A 24841-nucleotide genomic window follows, 5' to 3' on the forward strand; every position below is an offset into this window, starting at 1 on the left:
AAAAAAAAATAGAACCATGTCTGATTTAATAAATAAAACGATGGGATTTTTCAAAAAAGTTCCGGAATCCCCTACGAATCCCCAGGATGTCAGTACGAATAAAAAATTTCAGATAGAAGATTTATATTCAGGCGACAGCCCTCAAAATGAAGGAAGTGATTCCATTACACTCGATGAAAAATTGCGTCAGGCCTATTTCTGGATCACGAATACGGCCATCATCAGTCCGTATTATGATATAGAATTCAATGACGGGGATCCTAAAAAGTTTTTATTTGGAGACAGTAAAGTACCGGTGTATCTGCCTACCGACCAGAGTTATTCCAGTTTTGTCTTAATGCCATTACTGAACCTGGCAGCAAGGGGGAAGTGCCTTATTGTTGGCGGACCCGGTCGTGGAAAAACAGCCACTTCGGTGCTGATGGGTTTGTTGGCGGGTTATGATAAAAAAGATGTCATGCGCGCTATTCAGCATGGGCAGCCCCAAATGACGATTTCAGATTTACTGGGACATCCGTTACCTTCCGATATGGTCAAGGCCGAGAAAACTTCCGATATCAGGATTGCCTGGCGAAAATGGCTGGGCATGCGGGTAAAAATCATTGATGAATACAATCGGATTCCCACAAGGACCCAGTCTGCTTTATTAACCGTACTGGCCGATAATTACGCTGAAATCTTCGATCAGATTTATGAATGCCCGGAAGGTGCCTGGTACCTGACGGCCAACGATGATGCCGGAGGAGGAACCTATCAGGTAATTGAGGCCTTAAAAGACAGGATCGATATTGTCATTCGGGCGATGCATTTTAATACGCGTTTTGTGGACGATTTGTTGCAGCGTATTGAACTCAATTTTAAACCCGAAGCTATAATTCCGGAAGAGATTATTTTCACGGAAGAAGAGCTGAATACGGTGAATAAACAGATTAGAGGAATACACATAGAGCCCGAATTGCGTAAACGCATCGAGTTTTTTTGTCGCCAGTTTGAATTTTTTGAACCTGCGTCCAACCGACTGGAATATATGACGAAAGACACCGCAAAATTGTCGGGTATCGACATGCGTTCTCTTTTTAGAAAAGAAACCGGAAAAGACCCGATTAAAGATTTAGGTTCGCAGGCAAAGAATGGTTTATCGGTTAGGAAAATCATGACCTTATTGATGTTTTCCAAGGCACTGGCTTATTTTAGAGGCAATAAAAAAGTAGAATTAGAAGATATCAGGCAAGTTTTGCCATTCGTTTTGCACGATAGCTTAACACCACATTTAGAATCGCCATTTTTTGACCAGGCCGGTCATGAGGTGTACAGAGTAGACAGAATTGTATGGCTGCGAAACCTGTTCGATTTATCCTGTGATGAATATGTGAGTCAGGATCTGGACAGAAATGATCCGGTGGACAGCTTTGAGGAAGAATTTAAAAAAGGACTCGAAAATATCTCTTCAAAAGAAATTGACAGCAGGCTTTTAAATATTGAAAAGCAATTGCAGAAATGGTCGGAAGAGAAAAAACTTTACGGATACAGGGCAGATGATATCTTAAAGTTAAAATACCTGCACCAGCGTTATACCAATTACAAAAGATGGCTGCAATGGAAAAAATAAGCCTTCCGCAACTTATTACGGCATTAAGCAACAATAGCGCCCTGTACAATCAATGGTACAATGAGAGTGAAATAAAGTATGGCAGCCTGGATGGACAAACCATTGCCGGTTGGATGGCAGAAGTGGTGGAGCCTATCGTAGAAGCCGCTGTGGCGCTGGATGTAGCCCCGGAAAAAATTCAGGAAATAGTGAAAGCGCTGTATCTCGAATCATTGAAATTAATTGGAAGCGGGCAGGCCATCCGCTATAAAGATGAATTTAAAGCGTCCTGGCTGTTACTGGTTCTAATGCCCGGATTAGTAGTGAAATTTCCAATGAAGATTATTTCATTGCTGAATGATGTTCTTTTAAACCTGCACCAGTATGCACCGGAAAAAATAATATACTGGTGCAGCCTGATCGCGAAGAGTGCTGCAGCGATTAAAACCATAGAGGATTTTAAAAGTACCGGGCGTATTTATGCATGGCATTGTGGCCTGGCGCATTTAAGGAATCGTTTAAAGGCAGATTTTGCAGCACTTTCTGAAAACCTGCAGCAAACTATCGTCGATACTTTAGATTTACATAAAAACACAAACCAGTTTTTTGAAAATCCATGGCAAGGGAATATTACAAAATTTGAGGGCGTACATGGCGGTTTTAAAGGGGCAGCAGGTTTCTTTGAACATCCGCCAAAATTGGCGCAGATAGAAGGAAATATATTTGTAACCGATTCAAAAAGCAGTTATGCACTTTTTGCCGACCAGTTTGGAAAGGTCTTACTACCTGCCCATACCGTTGCCGCAAACTCCATTTTATCGAATTCGAAACGATTGGAATCCCTGACAAAATGGATTGGAAAAGACAACGATAAAATTGATGCACAAAATATTTCATCCGTTGTGGTAACAGAAGACACTTTAGTTTTTACCTTAGAGAACTCCTATTTTTTATACTTATTCAGTCTTGGAAATGCATAATCAATCCGAAATAGCAGCAACATTGGCATTGTGGAAATCCCATTGGCAGCAGGCAAAGCTGGAATGGAATCCGCTGTTGCGTTTACAGGAACCGATCTGGTGTTTGTCACATGAGGAGGCCGGAAAAGAGGGACTTACGGGCAGTTTTGCCATGATTCGGTTAACAGATCACCGCATTGTGATTAATTTGGAAGAAATTGTCGAACGCAATATTACCGATTATGCGATAGAGGTACTGGCACACGAAATTGGGCATCATATTTTTACGCCTGCAAATTTATACGACAATGCCATTTTACTGAACCGGATTCGTTTTGCGCTGCCGGGCATTGAGGACAGGGCGCCGATGGTGTCTAATCTGTATGCTGATTTTTTAATAAATGACAAATTACAACGCATCAATCAATTAAGAATGTCGGAAGTCTATCAGGCAATTAATTCAGAGGATAATTTTTCTGAATTTTGGACGCTGATGATGCGTACGTATGAATATTTGTGGCGTTTAAACCGTGGAGCATTAGCAACAAATTTATCCTTTCACAGTAAAAAAATAGATGCTGATGCTTCATTGCTGGCATCTTTGGTCAGAAGTTACGCCAAGAACTGGATTCAAGGTGGTGGTCGGTTTGCCGTGATGGTTTATCCGTATTTAATGGAGGACAAAACCTTTCAGGACGCACGTAAAAAGATATTGGTATTATTGGATGCAGAAGATGCAGGGAAGGGAGCGATGGATATCTCCGGTATGACCGAAATTGATTTAGAAGGTTACGATGAGGTCATTGATATGCGCAAGGAAGCTATTAGCCTAAAAGAAAGTGAGGCAGATAAAAAGAAAAAGAAAAGTTTAGGGATAGATAAAAACAAATTTGGCGGAGAAGGCCCACGGAATGGCTATATGGGACCGGGAAGTTATATTGATTTAATGAAACAGGTCAACGCAAATGCAGACGAACAGCGTTTGGTCAATGCCTATTATAAAGAAATTGCATTGCCGCATTTAATTGACTTCCCTGTAGAAAGCTCCGAGAATTTGTCCATGGATTTACCGGAAGGACTGGAAACCTGGGATATTGGCGATCCCATAGAAGAAGTAGACTGGCTGCAATCTGCAATTGCATCACCCGCACTTATTCCCGGATTAACCACTCAAAAGAGAACATACGGTTCGGATTCTGATACTGTTATTTCGGAAAATCCGTTAAACCTCTATATTGGTATCGATTGCTCGGGATCGATGGTGAATCCGAAACAAAATTTTTCATGGCCGGTCCTTGCAGCCACGGTTTTGGGACTATCTGCTTTGCGTGCCGGGGCGTCTGTGATGGGATGTCTTTCGGGAGAGCCCGGCGATTATTTGGAAACAGACGGTTTCATTACAGACGAAACAGATCTCTTAACCACCTTAACTTCTTATTTAGGTACCGGTTATGCCTATGGAATTGAGCGCCTGCGAAAACCATTTGAAGAAAAACCAACTAAAAAATCGCACATTGTAATTGTAACCGACAATGATATATTCAGTATGTTGAATTCTGATACGCAAACAGAACAGACCCATTGGGAGCTCGCCGAATTAGCATTGAAAAATGCCGGTTGTCACGGTACTATGGTGTTGCATTCTCCGGCTGATTATAATAAAGATTTAGTGATCCGTCTAAAAAATATGGGCTGGAATGTGTACTATGTTACGAACGAAGCAGAACTTTTAAAGTTTGCATTTGAATTTTCACAACAAAATTATGCCTATGCCTAAATATGATGTTTTTGAGCTGTTCACCTATTTACGAAAATGCCCGGATGCTTATGTACAGCCTTCTGACTTTTTTATGAAGGAGGGATTAAATTCAATAGCTTTGATTTACGATACGTACAGAATGGTAAGCAATGATTTTTTGAAAAATGAATTTGATATACCCGCAGGTTTTAATTTTAAAGCTATTGAAGATAACCATTGGCGTGCCATTCACATTTCTGCATGGTTGCTGTCCCATCCGGATTTTATAAATTGCCCATCTATTGAAAATAAATTATATTCTTTTTGGTTTGAAGAATTGTTGCATGCTTCCGAATATGTGAAATATAACGAATGGATTTCTGATGATGAGCGTGCGGAAGAGATGGTCAGGCTGTTATTATATTGCTGCGAAATTATACCTGACGGAGAAACTAAGGACGAAGCAGCCGATAAATTATCGTCTTTGAGCAGTGTAGATCGTCATAAAGTTTTAAAAGAATCCTACGAAGCACATGAAAGGATAATGAATATTAAAAGAGAAATGGCAGAAAAAAAAGCGCGTGAAGCGGCAAATACGTATGGACGCGAGTAGTGATCCGCAGATAGCGTTAACAGACGCGGAGCGTTTTCCGCTTCTGGAGGATTTAAGTTTTTTAGATGCACTTAAACAGGATGCATACGCCCCAAAATTTAATTTTAAAAGTGGTGACCGATTAGATGCTGTACGGCTTTCAAAAGTGAATACCTATAAAGCCCAATATTATAATGAAAAAGTATTCTGGAACGAAGGAGAAATTCCAATCTGGCTTACGGGCTACTTGAAATGGTGTCTTCAAACAGTTCCTTTTTACCAGAATAAAGGCCGTGACTTCGATTCTTTTTCCACTATTTCCAGAGAAGATATCAGAAAGTACCCTTATTTATTTGTGTCTAACGAGGCAGATTTAAAGGAGCTGTTGGTGTATTATACTTCGGGATCTACAGGTCCGAAATTAGATGTGCTTTTTGACGCGGTTTCCCAGGCCAGCTGGCTGCCGCAAATTGAGTCGGTTTTGAAAGATTTTGATATTTCGATCACCAAAAATAAAGATACCACGGCAATAGCTTTGATCTGCGCCCAGGAAAAAACATTGACCTATGCGTCTTTATCCGCCTATTTGGAGGGGGCAGGGATTTTAAAAATAAATCTCAATCCGTCAGAATGGAACCATCCGGATGATGCTAAAAAATATCTGGAGAAATACAATCCGCAAATTCTGACCGGTGATCCGATCGCTTTTATGGCGTTACTGGATCTAAAACCCAAACTGACTCCAAAAGCACTGCTGTCTTCAGCTATGAAGTTAACGAAAGGCACAAAAGGCAAATTAGAGGCATATTTTAAATGCCCCGTTATAGATCTGTATTCGCTAACGGAATGCAGAAATATAGGGTATGCTTCCGAATACGGACATAAAGTTATTCGCCCGGATTTGTATCTGGAAATTTTTGATGAACATGAGGATGTGCAGCTTCCGTATGGTGAACGGGGAGAATTGGTGGTTACCGGAGGCATCAATCCCTTTCTGCCCCTAATACGCTACAGAACAGGTGATTTCTGCAGTCTGAAAATTGAAAATGGCGTTCCGTATCTGGTTGATTTAGAAGCCCGGAATCCGGTTGTGTTTTTTACAAAATCAGAGGTGAAAATCAATACTATTGATATTTCGAACCGGTTGTCGAAATTGTCTTTGGCAGGTTTTAAAATGCATCAGGAAAAAGATAAGCGCATTCAGTTCACAGGATATTCTAATGATGTTACTTCAGAGGAAATTATTGAAGTCTTGAATAGTATCTTCAAAAATGATATTGATATTGTGGCAGAGATTCAAAAAATATCTCAAAATAATAGCATAGATAAGTCGCAGTATTCTTCAGATTTTTCAATTTTATAAATTCCAAATTCTAAGCTCAAAATTCCAGGCTTAAAATTCCAAATTCCAATTACCTATTCTAAATTTAAATCGTGGCGTTTTAACTTTTGAATTACTTTGACGGTTAACCGAAAAGTTCGCACAGCTTTGTTAATAAAACTTTTGCGAACTTTGCGCTTTTACCTTGCGTACTTCGCGGTTAAAAAAAACATCAAACAAGTAGCTTAAAAAACAGCAATTTTTCCTGTTTGCACTTCGCCTGAGGATGTAATTATTTTATAGATATAAATTCCGGAGGCCGTATTTTTCAGACTGATGTTGCTCGTTTTGGAAAGTAGCGGGGAAGTAATCGTATTTTGTCCGCTAACCGAGTACAGATAGAAAGTAGCACTTCCCTCTTTTTTGGCTTCAATATTTAATTCTTCATTTTTGCGCAATAGTGTAGGGTGGACAAAAAACAAATCATTGTCCAAATAATTCGTATCAAGAAGTAGGGAACTGATCACATTATTGTTGTCTAAAATTATATTTATTTTATATTTATTACTGCCTTTTAGGGGCGCAGTATCTATAAAAGAGAGTGTTTTAGAATTGATGTCATCTATTGTGCCGACAACAGTTTCAATATTATTAATTATTTTGACCAGCTCAATTCTTTTGATATTGTACAAACTGAAAAGGCCGGCACTAATCTTTATTTTATTTTCCTCATAAAGTTCTGCCAGAGCCAGTTCGAAATAACAATTTGAGTTTTGGGCATACTGTAATGTGGACTCACTTTTTATTCCTTCGCTATTTTCAAATACTGGAGTAACGGTGTAAGTTTTTCCATCAGTGTACGTATAATTTGTGTTTGTTGTTTGTTCCTTAAATGCTAAATGATCTCCTTGTAGCTGATAAATATTAAATGCGTCAACAGCGGCAGGTTTGTCCCAGTTAATTTCAGTGGTACCATCACAAACTAAGCTCGTGGTAATATTTAAATCATAAGATATCGTAAAGCTGTCAGAGATATAATCGGTATTGCCAATGGTCATTTTTAATTTTGCTTTTGAAAATTTTTGTTCCGGCGGGGTATAGCTAAATTGTTCAAGACCGGGATTTATACCAGTTGCTATGATTTCCCAGGTCTGTCCATCATTGTAACTAATAGACAATTGTCCATTGCTGCCGGAAAACGAAGAATTCCATTTGAAAGGGGAAACAGTCTTGCCATCGTAGGGAAAATTATCATTGGCAACCGGATAATTCCATTCAAATTGATTTTCTAATTCGTATTCGTAGGCAATACTGTACTCCTGCGCCGTATTTGACACGTAGAAACCACTGACATTGATGCCGTAAGATCCGGCTGAGGGGGTTTCAACAGTCACCTGCTCGATCGTATTAATTTTATCTTTTCCTCTTACAGCCGGTTGGTCGGGCATCTCAGGATTAAGGATCCACGGCAAAAAAGTGGTATTGTCCGCCGAAATAACTTCCAGGTCTAAATCATTTACCAAACTGATATTACTGTTGATTTCAGCAGGCAAATCGTTCCAGACTACTGTAATTTTTAAGTTTTTTGCCTTTGCGGGAATGACAATGATATGTGAATTTGTCTGGCCGGATGTCACATTGCCGGATATAATTCTATTTTCGCTGATTGTTTTTAAGCTTTTATCAGCATTTATATTGCCATAACCATAGGTAAAATCCGGGCCTGTGTTTCCTAAATCCTTGGCACTATTGATTAAAATAGCTTTGGTCATCGCATTCGTCAGGGCGTTATTGTTTATAGTTTTATAATGTTGTTTCATCAGTGTAATAATCCCTGTAGCTACTGCGGTAGAATTTGAAGTTCCCTGTGTGCTAAAGGCTACTAACTCGGGTTTTATACGGCCGTCATAGGCCGGACCTTTGGATGAAAAAGGCATAATTACTTCATTTTGGTCAATGCAACCCAGCACGATACTATTTTTGGTTTGCTTGAAATTGCCCGTGATCGATTTATAACCCTGAAGTCCGCTATTGCCCGATGAAAAACAATGTGTCAAAGCAGCATTTGAGAATAATTGTGCGTCATAAGCATTAGCAAGCGAACCGTAGAAATTCTCAATCACGGTGCCGTAGGAATGATTTTGAGTGACAGCATCCTGTAAAGTTGACATTTCATCGGGATAGATTTTCAAAAAGTCCGACGATTGTATCTTAGCCTTTTGAGCGACACCTTTTCCTAATGCAGAGCTATTTCCCAGTCCGGAAACTATAGTCGCCATAGCCGTTGCATGTGTCGATACCACATCGGATTGTATTGTGGAAGGAATAAGCTTGTTTAAAAGATCAATATCATTTACATCGAAAAGATCATCTTTGATCGCGACAGTTTGATTTTCGCCTGTTAAAAGAGGAAAATTAATATGGACTTTATTTATAGAATTAACCGTAAAATTTTGATCTGTTATTTTAGATTCCGCTTGTGGCTGCAAGGATTCCTGCGAAATCGAAGCTACGCTGTTCAAAACTATAATGGCGTCGATAATTTTTTTGGAATCACTTTTTATCATTACCAGCTGGCTATCCAATATTTTGATATCAGAAATGTTGATGGATTGCAGATCAGTAAGTAATGCCTTGATACTGTCAGTTGCTATTATATACTGCTTTTCTTCCTTATGATTTGAAAAATTGGAGGGTAATTTCCACAGGTTGTTGACCGGGAGAACTTTTTTTAAAGTTTTGGGAGATTTTAAATTTTCATTTTCAACAATGCAAAAAGCGCTGTCCAGTTTTTTAACAATTTTGTATTTGTTTTCATGTGCATTTTCCAGAGAGGTAAAATAATATTTCTCAAATTTTCTTTCGCCTTCTTTTTTTAGATACTGTTTCCATTTTTCAGTGCTCTGTGAGAGACTGATTGTTGTTATCATAAAAAGGAGGAAAGTAATTTGTTTCTTCATTTACTGTAGCTGTTAGGGCAATTATAAAGATAGCTGTCACCGCTTCCACATTGATTGTTACACGTCTTTGGACTTTTTAATTTAAATAAGGCAAAGATGAAAATTATGGGTAATGATTTCTTTTTTAAATCTTTATCATTGCAGATAAGCCAAAGTTATTAAATTATTTGTAATAATTTTATGATTTTTTCTTTCACGGAACAGATTTGATATCTGTAAGGGGAATATTATTTTATCGGCAGTTTTTATTTCCCGGCATATCTCCAATTGCAAAATCATTTTTTAACACCTGTGAAATAAAAAAAATATGGAAACAGAATTTATTTTGCCTAACAAGCTGATTTGTATTCAATTATTGATTTTAGTGGGCTTGCACTAATAATCAGATAATTATTATTAAAAAAAGGGATTGAAAAAATATAACAAAAATTGTTAAATTTGTTAAATTTTGTTTTTATAAGTATTTTAAGATTAAAAATTATATAAATTTGATGACAAATATTACAATATTTTGTAAAGAAACCCCTTTTAGAAACTTAATTTAACAACCCACAAAAACCTATTATGAAAAAAATTAAATCAATTTTAGCCTTGTCTTTTATAGCGCTGACACTATTTTCCTGTAACAAAGAAGAGGAAACAACTCAATCCGGTCAGGAATCTCTTAAAGTAACACCAGAAGTGTTAAATAAAATTAGTTCATTATCACTAAATAACTCCGACGTTCAGGTGATTAAACACACTAAATTAGATGGTAGTATTGAAGATGCTTTCTTAGTTGAGGGTGATATTATCATCACACAAGATCAATTAAACAAAATGGATCTTCACGGAGGTATTACCACAGAACAATACCGTACTACTAATTTAGTATCTGCACCAAGAACGATCAAAGTTGTTGGATTATCAGGGACTGGTACAACAGCTCTGACAACAAATATGCGTGCCGGATTGCAGGCAGCAATAAACAGATATAACAATCTGGGATTGTCTATTAACTTTACCCTGACCTTTAGTTCAAGTACTTCAGGTGCAAATATTGTGGTAAGAAGACAAACCGGATCTGCCGGAGGAGTAGCTGGTTTCCCTTCAGGAGGGGCACCTTATAATTCAGTTACCTTATATTCCGGATTAGATTCTTATTCTACGGGTGTAAATGCACACGTATCGGCGCACGAAATCGGTCACTGTATCGGTTTACGTCATACTGACTGGTTTAGCCGTCAAAGCTGTGGGCAAAATTCAAACGAAGGAACAGCTGGCGTTGGAGCAATCCAAATCCCTGGAACACCTTCAGGATATGATGCAACTTCATATATGAGAGCATGTTTCAGTTCAAGCGAAACGGGAGCTTTCAATGCTAATGATATTACAGCCCTGAATTATCTATATTAGAAGTTGAATTAGAGCACTCTTTACAAAATATTAAGAGGCTGTTTCACAATTTGTGAAGCAGCCTCTATTTTATTGGATATAACCTCCAAAATTCCGTGTCATTTATTATTTATTACATCCCTTAACTGAGTTTGGGATTTGTTACTTATGGTAATTCGCAGTTCAAGCGAAAGGCACGCAGTTCAACCACAAAGCACGCAAGGAAAAGCGCAAAGTTCGCAAAGTTTATCAATCAGCGGTTTATTACTAATTTGGCTGTAAATTCTTCTTTTCTTTTTTAGGTTCCGGTGCATATTCAATGCGAACATCTTGCAGCTCAATTTCAAATGTGATGTGATTTTGATTAATGAAAAACAAACCTTTTTAATTTTTTATCCAAGATATTTCAGTACTCATTTGCGTGCATGAAATAAAAGTTTAATTTTACTTTTTAAACTATACTCATCTTTTTCTTGTCATTACAAAATAATCCTTCCTAATTATTTAGACAAGCTTGATTAAAGAATGCATTTTAAGTGCTTATTTTTATTTACAAAACTCAAAATTTCATGTATCAATTTGTAAAATATATTTTGCTGCTTTTTTTGGCATCCCTAATTTTAACTTCCTGCAGACAAAAACAAGGAGATAAAATCAAAGTCGGGTTTTCTCAGGCCATGACGACTGACGACTGGCGCAAGCAAATGAACAGTTCTATAAAAATTGAAGCTTCGTTACGACCTGAAGTGGATTTAAAAATCAGCGATGCCAATAACAATATTGCTAAACAGATTGAAGACATTGAAAAATTCATTTCTAATAAAGTTGACGTTATTATTGTCTCTCCAATTCAGTCAAAACCGCTAACCGCAGTAGTAGAAAAGTCGATTAAAGCCGGAATTCCCGTTCTTGTGGTGGACCGAAAAATTGAAGGTGAAAATTATACCGCTTATTTAGGTGCTGATAATATTGAAATTGGAAGAATTGCAGCCCGATATATTATTTCGCACAGCAAAGGCTCCGGTAAAATTATTGAAATTACCGGTGCAAATGGCTCTTCACCTGCCTATGAAAGAAGCCTTGGATTTGATCAGGTCATTAATGAAAATAGGCACTTCAAAGTGGAGAGTACTGTTCATGGTGATTGGGAGGGAGAATCGGTTAAAGCACCATTAAAAGCAATTCTTGCAAAAAATCCAGACATTGAATATATTTTTGCCCATAATGACCGTATGGCCTTAAGTGCTTGGGAAACTGCCAAAACCTTAGGGGTAGAAAAGAAAATTAAATTTATTGGTGTTGACGGGCTGAATACTGTCAACGGCGGTATAGAATTGGTAAAAAGTGGTGTTCTGGACGGGACTATTTTATATCCGACCGGAGGAAATGAAGCCTTAAAACTGGCGCTGAAAATGTATAATAAAGAACCGATTTCAAAAAACAATATTCTCAATACCATTGTTATCGATCAAAATAATGCTGAAATCATCGAAAATCAAATGGATAAAGTCGATCAGCAACAAACAGTTATCGAGTCACAGCAAAGGGCAATAAAAGTGCAGGAAAAGGAATATGCTTCGCAGAATAACCTGGTTCGGCTGCTGAGTTTTTTCTTAGTGATTATTCTGAGTTTGACAGTTTACAGTATTTATTCGACTATTTCTATTTCGAGAAAGAAAAAACAACTCGAAAGAATCAATCAGACTGTAATTGATCAGAATAATGAAATTCAGGAAATGGCTCAAATTGCCCAAAGAAGCAACGACGCAAAATTGAATTTCTTTACCGGACTTTCGCATGAATTCAAAACACCCATAACATTGATTATGAGTTATGTAGAATCGTTGATTGAAAATGAAAAAATTAAAGGAACGGCACTGATTGACGAAGTAAAACTAATTCATAAAAATTCAAACCGATTACTCAGATTAATAAATCAATTGCTGGATTTTAGAAAAATTGAAGAACAAAAATTCACCTTAAGAGCTTCGAATACAAAAATTTATGATTTTACAAACGAAGTAATGACCAATTTTAAAGGGGAAGCGGCCCGCAGAAATATTGATTTTCAGCTTATTTGCAAAAACAAAAACCTGGAATTATTTATCGATAGGGGACTGATGGATAAAGTATATTTCAATTTGCTTTCAAATGCTTTTAAATTTACGCCTGATAATGGTAAAATAAGTATTTCGATCTTAGAAAATCAGGATAATACCGTTAGAATTAGTTTTAAAGATTCCGGAATCGGGATACCTGAAAATGAATTGTCGAATGTATTTAATCCTTTTTTCAGAGCTTCCAATAATAATAAGAATAGTTCAGGAATTGGACTTCATCTCTCCAAAGAATTTGTGCTTTTGCATCAGGGAAGAATTGAATTAAAATCGAAACAAGGAACTGAATTTGTAATTACGCTATTAAAAGGAAACAGTCATTTGCAGCCTTCGGAAATCGTAAATAAAGCCGAAAAATTAAATATGACTCCCAATCTGATATCGGATAATTTAGATATAGAAACAGATGTGAATCACGGGATTGCAATCTCTGAATCAGAAAAACATACCCTTTTGGTTATAGAAGACAATATAGATTTAGTTACATTTTTAAAAGCCAAATTATCCGGTGAATATGTCGTTTATACTTCAGACGGAAGCGATGCTATTGAAAAAACCATGGAAATCATTCCGGATATAATCATTTGTGATATTAATCTGGTTGATAAAGACGGATATGAAATCACCAAAGAACTGAAAAAGGACCTTCGTTCGTCACATATTCCTATTATTATTCTGACGGCCCAAAGCAATAAAGAATCGGTTTTAAAAGGCTTACAGAGTGGTGTTGATCAATATCTGACAAAACCTTTTAGTCTTTCGATTTTAAAACAATCTGTTTCCAGCCTGCTTTTCAACAGAGAAAAGCTTCGTTATTATTATACCAATAATATTTATCGCGTTGAGCCGGAATCTAAATTTGGCAATCAGGAACAGTCGTTTATTACTAAAATGAATGATATTATTAAAATGAATGTCGAAAATCCTAAATTCTCTGTGGAGGATTTAGCCGATAAAGTCGGGGTCTCAAGAGTTCAGTTGTATCGAAAGGTAAAAGCAATCATCGGAATTAATATCAGTGACCATATTAATAATGTAAAATTAGAGAAAGCGGCAGAGCTCTTAAAGTCCAATAACATGAATATTTCAGAAATTGCGTACTCACTCGGATTCTCTTCCCCAAACTATTTTTCTACAGCTTTTAAGAATAAATTTGGAATTTCGCCAAAGGAATACAAATCCTCCAATTGATATTGGTTTAAAATTGATACAAATCAGGTATCAATTTTAAACCTGATGTAACAAAATCGAAACTACACGGTTTTCGTAAATAAATTTTAAACTGCCTAAAGCCTTGTAAATAAAGCTTTTGTTGTTTAAATGCTAAACTATCAATATTTATAGAATTAAATTGTAACATCATTAAAAATAAGTTGTTTTTTTTGCGGATATCTTAGCAATAAGTTTTTAATACATCTACAAATGAACAAGATATTGATTTGGTCTGTTACTGCTGCACTGGCAGGTTTTCTATTCGGTTTTGATACCGTGGTTATTTCTGGAGCTGATAAACAATTGCAGCTTCTCTGGCATTCATCTGATGCTTTTCACGGGTCTGTTGTTATGGCAATGGCACTGTGGGGCACTGTTGTAGGTGCTATTTTTGGAGGAATTCCAACCAACAAGATAGGTCGTAAAAAAACACTTTTCTGGATTGGGATCTTATATTTTATTTCGGCTGTAGGTGCTGCTTTTGCAAGTGACCCCTTTGTATTTGCCGCTTTCAGATTTATTGGAGGTTTAGGTGTTGGTGCTTCAACCATTGCTGCTCCGGCCTATGTTTCTGAAATTGCTCCGGCTGACAAACGAGGAAGATTAGTAGCCTTATACCAATTTAATATTGTATTGGGAATTCTAATTGCCTTTATCTCCAACTACTTTTTAAAAGATATTGGAGAAAATGCCTGGCGTTGGATGGTTGGAGTTCAGGCTATTCCATCTTTTATTTATATTCTTTTTATACTTACAATTCCGGAGAGCCCAAGATGGTTATTGTCTAAAAACCGAGATGAAGAGGCACGTAAAGTATTGTTCAAAATCGATCCGACAGCCAATCTTTCCGATATTATGGATGATTCAAGAGAAAACGGAATGACGAAACATGAAAATATCTTCATGAAGAAATACCGTTTCCCTTTAATGCTCGCGTTTTTAATTGCCTTTTTTAATCAGTTTTCAGGAATCAATGCCTTTTTATATTATGCGCCAAGAATTTTTGAAGAAGCAGGTTTACGACAAAACACAGCTTTGTTGAGCAGTATCGGAATCGGGATTACGAATCTTATCTTTACCTTAATCGGAGTAGCATTAATTGACAAATTAGGAAGAAAGCTGTTAATGTACATTGGTTCTGTTGGATATATTATTTCCTTAGGATTAGTCTCGGCTGCCTTTTATTTCAATTGGGGAGGATTATCGGTACCTATTTTCCTTTTCTTATTTATCGCTTCTCACGCCATTGGACAGGGAGCAGTAATCTGGGTTTTTATTTCAGAAATTTTCCCAAATCACATTCGTGCATCGGGTCAGGCTTTTGGAAGTTCAGTACATTGGGTTTTGGCCGCGATTATTCCCTCTTTAATTCCAATGCTGTTTTCAGAAATTGGTCCGGAAGTCGTATTCTTAATTTTCACACTCATGATGGTATTGCAACTACTGTTTGTCATTTTTATAATGCCGGAAACTAAGGGAATATCCTTAGAAGTATTAAGTGAAAACCTAACCAAAAAAAACATCAAAAAAAATGAAATCAAAGAAACATCTATCGCTGACATTTTATAGTGCACTCGTACTTTCAATAGCAGGCTGTAAACCATATCTGGCTGTGGCTCAAAAAACAGAAGCTGCAGTTTCAGCTTCTGCAGAAGAAAAAATGTACCGTCCTAACTTTCATTTTACTCCCAAAAAAGGATGGATGAACGATCCAAACGGAATGTTTTATGCCAATGGATATTATCATTTGTTCTATCAGTATTATCCTGACGGAAATAAATGGGGACCAATGCATTGGGGACATGCCACTAGTAAAGACTTAGTGAAATGGGAAGAGCAGCCTATCGCGATTTATCCGGACAACGACAAATATATTTTTTCAGGAAGTGCTGTTGTTGATATAAACAATACTTCAGGTTTAGGTACCGGGAAAACGGCCCCAATTGTGGCGATTTATACGCTGCATGATATGACTAAGGAAAAAGAAAACAAAATCGATGTGGAGCAGCAGGATATTGCTTATTCGAACGACAATGGTTTTACATGGCAGAAATTTAAGGAAGGAAATCCTGTCGTGAAAAACCCCGGAATTCGTGATTTTCGTGATCCAAAAGCAACCTGGGATGAAACGCATAAGCAATGGATATTAGTTTTGGCAGCTCAGGACCGGTCTCAGTTTTACAAATCAAAAGATCTTAAAAACTGGGAATATCTTTCTGATTTTGGAAAAAATACCGGAGCTCACGGAGGTGTTTGGGAATGTCCGGACTTCTTTCCGATAAAAGTTAAAGGAACCAATGAAACCAAATGGGTTTTAATTCAGAGTTTAAATCCCGGCGGTGCTAACGGAGGTTCCGGAACGCAATATTTTATTGGAGATTTTGATGGAACAACTTTTACTTTAGATTCCAATTTTGCCAAAAGAGCAGCACAGGAAAAAGGGGTTTGGATTGATTACGGAAAAGACAATTATGCCGGCGTAACCTGGAATAATGTTCCGGTTGCAGACGGCCGTCGATTATTTATCGGGTGGATGTCGAACTGGGAGTACGCGCAGGATGTTCCAACATTTACCTGGAGAAGCAGCACTACAATTGCCCGCGAAATTCAGTTGATCAAAAAAGGAAATGACTATAGTCTGGTCAGTAATCCTGTAAAAGAAATCAACAAATATGTTTCTAAAACAATCAAGGAAAAAAGCCTGAATGGAAAAGGAAAACTTTCAATTCTTGAAGCAGGAAAAATCGATTTGACTCAGGTCATTGTCAATTTTAATTTAAAGAACTTAAAACCGGATACGTACACTTTTACGCTTTCAAACGCAATTGGAGAATCTTTGACTTTCGGATTAAATAATTCAGATCATTATTTATTTCTGGATCGTTCGAAGGCAGGAAAAAACGATTTCTCAGAAAAATTCGCTTCCACAATTACCAAAGCGGCTTTAGAAGGAAATCAAAAAGAAGGTGTCTTTAAAATCATTTTGGACAAAACCTCTATTGAACTATTTTACAATAATGGCGAAAAAGTAATCACCGAAATCTTTTTCACAAACCAGCCATTTACGTCTCTGTCAGTTTCTTCAAACGAAGGAGTGGAGCTGAGCGGCCTCGTAATTAACCAATTAAATATAAACTAACTAAAAACCACTAACCTCATGAAAAGTAAAATTATTTATTTTCTGTTTTTCTTCTTTCCAATGCTGATGATGACAGCGCAGGAAAGCGGGATTAAAGGAACAGTAATTTCGTCAGATGACGGAATGCCGCTTCCGGGAGCCACCGTACTTATTTCGGGTACCAATACCAGTACCGTAACAGATTTTGACGGGAATTTTTCTTTCGGGAATATAAATTCAGATGCTGTAATTGTTGTTTCTTTTATCGGATATGCACCACAATCCATTTCGGTAAAAGGGCAAAAAACAGTAAGCGTAACTTTAAAAGTAGACAACAACCAACTGAATGAAGTTGTCGTAACAGGATATTCCAAACAAAAGAAGACAGATATTACAGGTGCGGTTGCTGTTGTAAACATGAAGGAAGTCATGAAACAGACCGAACCTAACCCAATTAAAGCGCTGCAGGGAAGGGTAGCGGGGGTAAAAGTATCTTCTGACGGATCTCCAAGCGGTTCTAATACTAAAGTGGTCATTCGCGGTGTCGGAACTTTAAACAACACGGATCCTCTTTATGTGATTGACGGAATGCCGACTAAATCAGGAATGCATGAACTGAACCCGAATGATATTGAAACCATTCAGGTTTTAAAAGACGCTTCTTCGGCGAGTATTTATGGTTCCCGTGCTTCAAACGGAGTAATTATCATTACTACCAAAAAAGGAAAAGAAGGTAAAATGAGAATCAATTTTAGCACCTATACGTCTTTTTCTGATTATTCAAGAAAGCTTGAGGTGTTAAATGCCAATCAGTTTGGCCAGGCTTTATGGCAGGCAAATATCAACGACGGATTAAATCCGAATAACAATAATTTACGTTACCAATTTGACTGGTCTGTTGCTAATAACAAACCACAATTAAACAAAGTTCTGGTTCCTGAATATTTAGATGCTGCTCAGACTTTAAAAGCATCGAATACCGATTGGTACAATGCAATTTCGCAAACCGGAATCGCAAAGTCGTATGATTTATCCGTTTCTAATGCATCAGACAAAGGAAGTTACGTTTTTTCTATGGGATATTATGGAAATGAGGGAGTTGTAAAAACAACTGATTTTGAAAGAATTTCTGCCAGAATGAATAGTTCTTATAAGTATTTTGGCGGTAAACTGGTTATCGGGGAAAACTTTAGTTTCAATCGCACTAATGAAGTGACAGATCCGGGCGTTTTAGATCCGGCACTGCGTGCTTTGCCGATTATTCCGGTACGTACGGTTGACGGAAAAGGATGGGGAGGACCAGTTGGCGGAATGAATGACAGACAAAACCCGGTTCGTCTTTTAGAATATAACAAAGACAATAAGTATAATTATTTGCGTCTTTTCGGAAATATGTATGCAGATTTGGAGCTTATCAAAAACCTTCACATCAAAAGCAGTTTTGGTATCGATTACGGGTTTTATAAAAAGCGTACGCTGCAAAGAAGTTACCAGTCCGGTTATTTGCAAAACGATCAGACATCGGTTACAATGGATCAGTCCGTAAGTGATAAATGGACCTGGACCAATACGGCTATTTATAGTTTGAATTTCGGAAAAAGCAATTTGAATTTAATGGCAGGAACCGAGATGTATAAAGATACTTTTGAGACCACAACTTTACGTAAAAATGATTTTTTGATCGAAACGCCTGACTATATGTATCCTGATGCAGGAACAGGAGAATCGTTTACAAGCGGCACTTCAACAGTATATTCACTGCTGTCTTATTTTGGAAAAGCGGATTATGAATTTGATAACCGTTATTTAGTTTCGGCTACAATTCGCCGCGATGGTTCTTCTCGTTTTGGTAAAAACAATCAGTTCGGAACCTTTCCGGCAGTTTCAGCAGGATGGAGAATTTCTAATGAAAATTTCATTAAAGATAATGCACCTGTCTTTACTGATTTAAAATTAAGGGCAGGATGGGGACAAACCGGAAATCAGGAAATCAGCAATACAGCTGTTTACAGTTTGTATTTGGCGAGTTATGCAGGAGGAAGCCCGACCTGGGCAACCTCTTACGGAACTGCGTATGATATTGCAGGAAACGGAAACGGATTACTCCCATCAGGTTTCATCGCAACCCAATCCAAAAATGATGATTTGAAATGGGAAACCACGACTCAAACTAATATTGGACTGGATTTCGGATTATTCAAGCAAAAATTAAGCGGTTCTGTTGATTATTACATCAAAAAAACAGAAGATATCCTGGTTTTACCACCTTATTTGGGAGTAATTGGCGAAGGCGGAAATCGCTGGGTAAACGGAGCTTCAATGGAAAATAAAGGATGGGAATTTTCTTTAGGATACCACGATGAAACCTCATTTGGACTAAAATATGACATCTCCGGAAATATTTCGGCAAACAAAAATAAGATTACCCAATTACCGGATGAGGTAAAAAATAATTATGGAGGAGACGGACTAAATGATAATATTCTGGGACGTCCAATTAACTCTATGTACGGTTATGTTACTGACGGATTGTTCAAAAGTCAGGACGAAGTAAACAACTCCGCTATTCAGGAAGGAAAAGGCCTTGGCCGAATTCGTTACAAAGATTTAAATGGTGACGGAACCATTACAGACAAAGATCGTACCTGGATTGGCAATCCAAATCCGGGATTGACTTACGGATTTAATTTAGGTTTAGGATATAAAAATTGGGATTTTACCACTTTCTGGGAAGGAGCAAGTGATGTTGACGTGATTAATAATACCAAATATCAAACTGATTTCTGGAGCGTTGACGACGTGGGTTCAAACAAAGGAACCCGTTTATTAAATGCCTGGTCTTTGGATAATCCGAATTCTACAATTCCTGCCTTAACTACAGTAGATCGAAATGCAGAATCAAGATTCTCCACGTATTATGTAGAAAACGGTAATTATCTTAAACTGCGTGTTTTGCAATTTGGATACAGTTTGCCAAAAGATTTATTGAAAAAAATAAATTTGGAAAGCTTTAGATTTTACATCAGCGGACAAAATTTATTGATTATTGATGCTAAGAGTTTCACAGGCGTTGATCCTGAGAATGCAGGTTTTGGATATCCGCAGCCAACGACTTTTACGGCTGGTCTTAATTTTACTTTATAAAGATTAAATCAAAAAACATGAAAAAAATACTATATATAGCAGGATTTGTAGCACTGGGAATCTTTGGTTCCTGCTCTGATTTTCTTGAAGAAAATCCTCGCGGAGTTTTATCTGAAGAAGATATTGTGACCCCTGCGTCAGTTGAAGGATTTATGAATGCGGCCTATGCACAATTAGGAAACGACCACTATGATTCGCCTTACAGTTTGTGGCCATTTGGAAATGTACGCTCTGATGATGCCTACAAAGGAGGCAGCGGCACGAATGATATTCAGGACTTTCACTTCTTTGAAGTCTCTAATAATATCAGACCGGATTTCGGAGAACTGGATAATTTCTGGTACATCAGCTATGTGGGCGTTTCAAGGGCGAATAAAGCCTTGAAAGCCTTAGAGAAAATTTCAGAAGCCGATTATCCGCTAAAGAAAACACGTATGGCCGAGATGCGTTTTTTAAGAGGACATTTTTATTTTATGCTGAAAATTATGTTCCGAAATGTTCCTTATATCACAGAAGACATTCCGGTAGAAGCGTATAAAACGATCTCCAATAAAGCACTTTCAAACGAAGAACTTTGGAATAAAATTGCTGAGGATTTCCAGGCTGCAGCCGATGGTTTGCCCGAAGCTCAGCCACAGGTTGGCCGTGCGACTAAAAAGGCAGCCTATGCGTATCTGGCAAAAACCCGTTTGTATCAGGCTTATACGCAGGATGAAACTTATAAAGTTACAGGAATCAATCAGCAGCATTTACAGGAAGTAATTGCAGCGACAGACAAAGTAATCGGGAAAGCCAGTTTAGAGCCTGATTTTGCCAATAACTTTTTACCGGGAACTTATGAAAACGGACCCGAATCTATTTTCTCGATTCAGTTCTCAGACAACGATGGAACTTTATACGGAAGATTAAATTTCTCAGATGTATTGTCAACTCCACAAGGTTTAGGATGCTGCGATTTTCACAAACCAAGTCAAAATTTAGTAAATGCTTTTAAAACAGGCACAAATGGTTTACCGGAATTTGACACTTATAATAACGAGGATTTTGATTATAAAAATATAGATGCCAATACCGTTGATCCAAGATTGTATCACACCGTTGCGATGCCGGGACTGCCTTACAAATATGATCCTGAATTCCTATATGTGGAGGCCTGGGTCAGATCTCCGGGAACTTACGGTTATTTTGCTTCATTAAAAGAAAATGTGGCGCCAAACTGCAGCTGTGTGGTAAACATTGATCCGTTTTACGGAAACTCAAAAAACAGAATCCAGATTCGTTATGCTGATGTGATTTTAATGCGTGCCGAAGCTTTGATTGAATTAGGAAGACAAGCCGAAGCTTTGCCATTAATCAATCAGGTTAGAGAAAGGGCAGCTCAAAGTACAGGAAGACTTCCGTATGTGAAAAACTTTAAAATCAATACCTATGTTGACGGAGGAAATTGCAACTGGACACAGGATTTTGCCCGCAAAGCGATGCGTTTCGAACGTCGTTTAGAATTGGCTATGGAAGGAAACCGCTTTTTTGACCTTGTTCGCTGGGGTGTTACAGATCAGGTGATGAATGATTTTTACGCTGAAGAAAAAACAAAACGCACCTATTACCAGGATGCCTTTTTTGATGCGCATAAAGAAGAATATTGTCCAATTCCGTTGAAACAAATTAATTTCAGTCAGGGATTATACAAACAAAATCCTGGTTATTAATCTATTTTAAGAACAGCAACATGAGAAAATTTATATATAAAAATTGGGCCAGAGTGTCTTTGATACTGGCAGTGTTTTTTACAATTACGGCCTGCGAAAACAGTTTTGAGAATGGCGGTTTTGATGTGAATTCGCCGTCTAATGTCACTTCTTTTAAAATAAACGGAGTAGAAGGTAAAATTGACCAGAAAACAGGAAATATTACTATTACAATGCCTTATGGATCTGACATTACAGCCGTAAAACCTGAAATGGTTCTGGAAACCGGAGCAACATCAAATCTTAATGTAACAGTGCCGGTCAATTTTACAAATCCGGTTAAGTTTAGAGTTGTCAATGGTAATTTGTTTAAAGACTATACAGTAACGACGGTAGTTTTAAGTCCAATTAAAAGTTTTACCATTAATGGAGTTGCAGCGACAGTAAACGATGTAAACAAAACTATTGTCATGACCTTACCGGAAGGCACTAATTTAACCGCTTTGAAACCAGTTATCGAAGTAACGGAAGGTGTTTCTGTTTCGCCTGCTTCCGGTGCCACAGTTGATTTTACAAATGCAGTGACTTTTGTCATAACTTCTAACGGAAAAAGTGTCAATTATAGCGCTAATGTTGGGGTTCCGGTAACAGGTTTAGTAGTTGCTTTTTTAGGAACTGCCGCAACGAGAGCCGAAATTACCAACCTGGATGAAATTACTGCTGCCAACTGGTTCTTTTCCACTTTTAGCGGAGCAAAATACATTTCGTTTACTAGTATTGAAAACGGTGCAGATTTAAGCGATGTTGATGTAATCTGGTGGCATTTTGACGCTGCAGCTAATTTACCGGCAATTGCCTATAAACCTGCCGTTACTGCAGCTTTAAAGAATTTCAGGGCTAACGGAGGAAATTTACTTTTAACCTCTTTTGCTTCACAATATGTAGATGCGTTAGGAATTGTTCCTTCAGGAAAAGGACCTAATAATGTTTTTGGAGATTTTCCACCAAATGGATTTGTTGATGGAAATTCCTGGGGAATGTCTTTTAAAGGTCATGAGAATCACCCGATTTTTGAAGGATTGACAACCTATGAAAGCGGAAAGGCAAATTTATTGCAAAGCGGCACTTTCAGACTAAATCATACTGCCTGGTGGTTTGTACCGGAATGGGGCGGATATGTTAATGGAGAAGGCTGGAGAAACCAAACCGGCGGAACCAACTTAGCGAGCGAAGCCTGGGACAATAATCTTGATGGAAGAGTAACAATTGCAGAGTTCCCAAATACCGGAACCAATAAAAATGTGATTGTCATTTCTATGGGAGCTTATGATTGGTATAATGAAACCAACAGCAGCGGTGTTCCAAGTCAGGCAAATGAATTTATCGGTAATATCAGGCTTTTAACACAAAATAGTATCAACTATCTGGCTAAAAATTAATCTATCCTGAAATCAACAAAAATGAAATATAGAAACAATATATTGACAACAGCCTGCGTTTTCTTTTCACTTGTTTCCTGTAGTCAGGACGATAAGTATATTGGAGGCTCTATTTCAGGAGGCAATTCTGAGATAACAAGCATTTTCCCTGTTCCGCCCTCACAGTGGATGGGGGCAGGTGATCCCTATTACAGTGCGGGTTACACCGGAGATATTATGCCTTTTTTCGACAACGGAAAATTCCATATTTATTTCCTTCATGATGCACAAAATAAACCTGCAGGAAAAGGATTTCATGATATCCATGAATTTCTAAGTACAGATTTGGCTCATTTTACCTACGAAGGGCAAATGATCCCATACGGAAAAACGACTGATCCTGATTTTGCTATTGGCACGGGATCAGTGGTAAAAGTGGGTACTATTTATTACTTTTATTACACAGGACACAATGAAACGCCCGCTTTTGTACAATCCAATGCCAGAGAAAGTGTGTTGTGTGCTACAAGTTCTGATTTGAAAAACTGGACAAAACTGCCTGCTTTTAAAATTACAGCACCGGCAGGATATTATGATTATGATTTCAGGGATCCTCATGTTTTTTATAATGATGAGCTAAAAAAGTACTCGATGTTGGTTAGTACACAGACAGCGCCAGGCAGAAAAGCGGTTTTACTGCATTTTACAACTGCTGATCCGGCATCCGGAAAATGGGATGTTCAGGCGCCAATTTATACGACAACAGCAGAGGAGAGTTATTTGATGATGGAATGCGCTGATATCTTTAAAATGGGTACTTATTGGTATTTGATGTTCTCTGAAAACTGGAGTAGTGATAAAGGCACGCATTACAGAATGGCAAGTTCTATTAACGGACCATGGATCAAACCTGAAAAGGATAAGATTGACGGAGAATATTTCTATGCCGGAAAAACAGCTTCTGACGGAAATAAAAGATATGTTTTTGGATGGAATGCCAGAAAAACACCCGAAAATGATTTAGGAAATAAAGATTGGGCGGGGAATATGGTGATTCATGAACTCATTCAAAATACCGATGGAACATTAGCAACCCAGGCACCACAATCGGTTAAAGATTTATTTTCTAAAAAAAGCGGGAATGTCGAAGTTGATGCGATGACAGCAAATGTAACAGCAAATAACGGAACTTATACTTTGGCAGGCACAACAGAAAAAGCAATGGTAACGTTTAAGGCTATAGGCAAAAAAGCCAAAATAAAAACAGAAGTTACATTTTCTAATGAGGCAGGAACTACAGGATTTGTTTTTCATACGAATGATGCCGGAAGTTATTATAAGATTGTTTTTGATATCGCGAAAGGTAAAGTTACGGGGTATAACTCTGCATCACAGGAAGTAACCGGGATGCCATTTCAATTTCAGGTCAATACCAAATATACGATTGAAATAATTACCGAAGGAAGTGTGGTAGTACTTTACATTAACGGAAAAACAGCTTTAACAAATCGTATTTACGGTAGAGATCAAAACAAATGGGGATTAATTGCGGAAGGACAAAACAGTACTTTTTCTAATCTTCAGATTACAAGACCAGAATAACATTAATATA

General features: G+C 37.7%; 14 protein-coding genes. 13 read left to right on the top strand and 1 reads right to left on the bottom strand.

Translation table 11 applies throughout. From position 1 onward, the window contains the following. Positions 1–16 precede the first annotated feature (16 nt). From LPB89_RS11285 to LPB89_RS11305, 5 genes are read left to right on the top strand one after another with little or no spacing between them, the layout of a single operon-like run. Complete coding sequence (locus LPB89_RS11285; RefSeq protein WP_230701883.1) at positions 17–1609, top strand: AAA family ATPase; 1593 nt, start codon at positions 17–19, stop codon at positions 1607–1609. Further along, the gene (locus LPB89_RS11290) at positions 1597–2568 is read left to right on the top strand and encodes a hypothetical protein (RefSeq protein WP_230701885.1); all 972 of its coding nucleotides are present in this window, start codon (positions 1597–1599) and stop codon (positions 2566–2568) included. Before LPB89_RS11285 ends, LPB89_RS11290 begins: the two co-directional genes overlap by 13 nt. Beyond that, positions 2561–4324: a hypothetical protein gene (locus tag LPB89_RS11295; protein ID WP_230701887.1), complete on the top strand. Its 1764-nt coding sequence runs from the start codon at positions 2561–2563 to the stop codon at positions 4322–4324. The genes LPB89_RS11290 and LPB89_RS11295 overlap by 8 nt, the downstream gene beginning before the upstream one ends. Beyond that, a complete protein-coding gene (locus tag LPB89_RS11300; RefSeq protein ID WP_230701888.1) occupies positions 4317–4898 on the top strand; it encodes a hypothetical protein in 582 nt (193 codons plus the stop codon). The genes LPB89_RS11295 and LPB89_RS11300 overlap by 8 nt, the downstream gene beginning before the upstream one ends. Further along, on the top strand, positions 4885–6240 hold the full coding sequence (locus tag LPB89_RS11305) for an AMP-binding protein (protein WP_230701890.1): 1356 nt from the start codon (positions 4885–4887) through the stop codon (positions 6238–6240). Before LPB89_RS11300 ends, LPB89_RS11305 begins: the two co-directional genes overlap by 14 nt. Before the next feature lie 203 nt (positions 6241–6443). On the opposite strand, the gene LPB89_RS11310 is transcribed toward LPB89_RS11305, so the two are convergent. Continuing rightward, positions 6444–9158, bottom strand: a complete 2715-nt coding sequence (locus tag LPB89_RS11310; protein WP_230701892.1) for a S8 family serine peptidase — start codon at positions 9156–9158, stop codon at positions 6444–6446. A 564-nt stretch (positions 9159–9722) separates the two neighbouring features. On the opposite strand from LPB89_RS11310, the gene LPB89_RS11315 reads away from it, so the two are divergent. The 8 genes from LPB89_RS11315 to LPB89_RS11350 all read left to right on the top strand — a co-directional run bounded on the left by LPB89_RS11315 (position 9723) and on the right by LPB89_RS11350 (position 24831). After that, positions 9723–10553 (top strand): M57 family metalloprotease, encoded by an 831-nt coding sequence (locus tag LPB89_RS11315; protein WP_230701894.1) that lies wholly within the window; start codon positions 9723–9725, stop codon positions 10551–10553. A gap of 548 nt (positions 10554–11101) precedes the next feature. Then, entirely contained in the window at positions 11102–13840 is a 2739-nt protein-coding gene (locus LPB89_RS11320; RefSeq protein WP_230701896.1) for a substrate-binding domain-containing protein, read from the top strand. A gap of 231 nt (positions 13841–14071) precedes the next feature. Beyond that, a complete protein-coding gene (locus tag LPB89_RS11325) occupies positions 14072–15430 on the top strand; it encodes a sugar porter family MFS transporter (RefSeq protein ID WP_230701898.1) in 1359 nt (452 codons plus the stop codon). Further along, on the top strand, positions 15393–17000 hold the full coding sequence (locus tag LPB89_RS11330) for a glycoside hydrolase family 32 protein (RefSeq protein WP_230701899.1): 1608 nt from the start codon (positions 15393–15395) through the stop codon (positions 16998–17000). The genes LPB89_RS11325 and LPB89_RS11330 overlap by 38 nt, the downstream gene beginning before the upstream one ends. A gap of 18 nt (positions 17001–17018) precedes the next feature. Next, positions 17019–20123 (top strand): TonB-dependent receptor, encoded by a 3105-nt coding sequence (locus tag LPB89_RS11335; RefSeq protein WP_230701901.1) that lies wholly within the window; start codon positions 17019–17021, stop codon positions 20121–20123. A gap of 17 nt (positions 20124–20140) precedes the next feature. Then, positions 20141–21832: a RagB/SusD family nutrient uptake outer membrane protein gene (locus tag LPB89_RS11340; protein ID WP_230701903.1), complete on the top strand. Its 1692-nt coding sequence runs from the start codon at positions 20141–20143 to the stop codon at positions 21830–21832. Positions 21833–21852: 20 nt separating this feature from the next. After that, on the top strand, positions 21853–23250 hold the full coding sequence (locus LPB89_RS11345) for a DUF4960 domain-containing protein (protein WP_230701905.1): 1398 nt from the start codon (positions 21853–21855) through the stop codon (positions 23248–23250). A gap of 21 nt (positions 23251–23271) precedes the next feature. Beyond that, on the top strand, positions 23272–24831 hold the full coding sequence (locus LPB89_RS11350) for a glycoside hydrolase family 32 protein (protein ID WP_230701906.1): 1560 nt from the start codon (positions 23272–23274) through the stop codon (positions 24829–24831). Positions 24832–24841: the final 10 nt, after the last annotated feature.

This window comes from Flavobacterium sp. ENC (assembly GCF_020991415.1).
Classification (GTDB): domain Bacteria; phylum Bacteroidota; class Bacteroidia; order Flavobacteriales; family Flavobacteriaceae; genus Flavobacterium.

Excerpts from the sequence above, each read along its gene's own strand:
- LPB89_RS11285 (WP_230701883.1), top strand. The coding sequence starts at position 17 with ATGTCTGATTTAATAAATAAAACGATGGGATTTTTCAAAAAAGTTCCG.
- LPB89_RS11290 (WP_230701885.1), top strand. The coding sequence starts at position 1,597 with ATGGAAAAAATAAGCCTTCCGCAACTTATTACGGCATTAAGCAACAAT.
- LPB89_RS11295 (WP_230701887.1), top strand. The coding sequence starts at position 2,561 with ATGCATAATCAATCCGAAATAGCAGCAACATTGGCATTGTGGAAATCC.
- LPB89_RS11300 (WP_230701888.1), top strand. The coding sequence starts at position 4,317 with ATGCCTAAATATGATGTTTTTGAGCTGTTCACCTATTTACGAAAATGC.
- LPB89_RS11305 (WP_230701890.1), top strand. The coding sequence starts at position 4,885 with ATGGACGCGAGTAGTGATCCGCAGATAGCGTTAACAGACGCGGAGCGT.
- LPB89_RS11310 (WP_230701892.1), bottom strand. The coding sequence starts at position 9,158 with ATGAAGAAACAAATTACTTTCCTCCTTTTTATGATAACAACAATCAGT.
- LPB89_RS11315 (WP_230701894.1), top strand. The coding sequence starts at position 9,723 with ATGAAAAAAATTAAATCAATTTTAGCCTTGTCTTTTATAGCGCTGACA.
- LPB89_RS11320 (WP_230701896.1), top strand. The coding sequence starts at position 11,102 with ATGTATCAATTTGTAAAATATATTTTGCTGCTTTTTTTGGCATCCCTA.
- LPB89_RS11325 (WP_230701898.1), top strand. The coding sequence starts at position 14,072 with ATGAACAAGATATTGATTTGGTCTGTTACTGCTGCACTGGCAGGTTTT.
- LPB89_RS11330 (WP_230701899.1), top strand. The coding sequence starts at position 15,393 with ATGAAATCAAAGAAACATCTATCGCTGACATTTTATAGTGCACTCGTA.
- LPB89_RS11335 (WP_230701901.1), top strand. The coding sequence starts at position 17,019 with ATGAAAAGTAAAATTATTTATTTTCTGTTTTTCTTCTTTCCAATGCTG.
- LPB89_RS11340 (WP_230701903.1), top strand. The coding sequence starts at position 20,141 with ATGAAAAAAATACTATATATAGCAGGATTTGTAGCACTGGGAATCTTT.
- LPB89_RS11345 (WP_230701905.1), top strand. The coding sequence starts at position 21,853 with ATGAGAAAATTTATATATAAAAATTGGGCCAGAGTGTCTTTGATACTG.
- LPB89_RS11350 (WP_230701906.1), top strand. The coding sequence starts at position 23,272 with ATGAAATATAGAAACAATATATTGACAACAGCCTGCGTTTTCTTTTCA.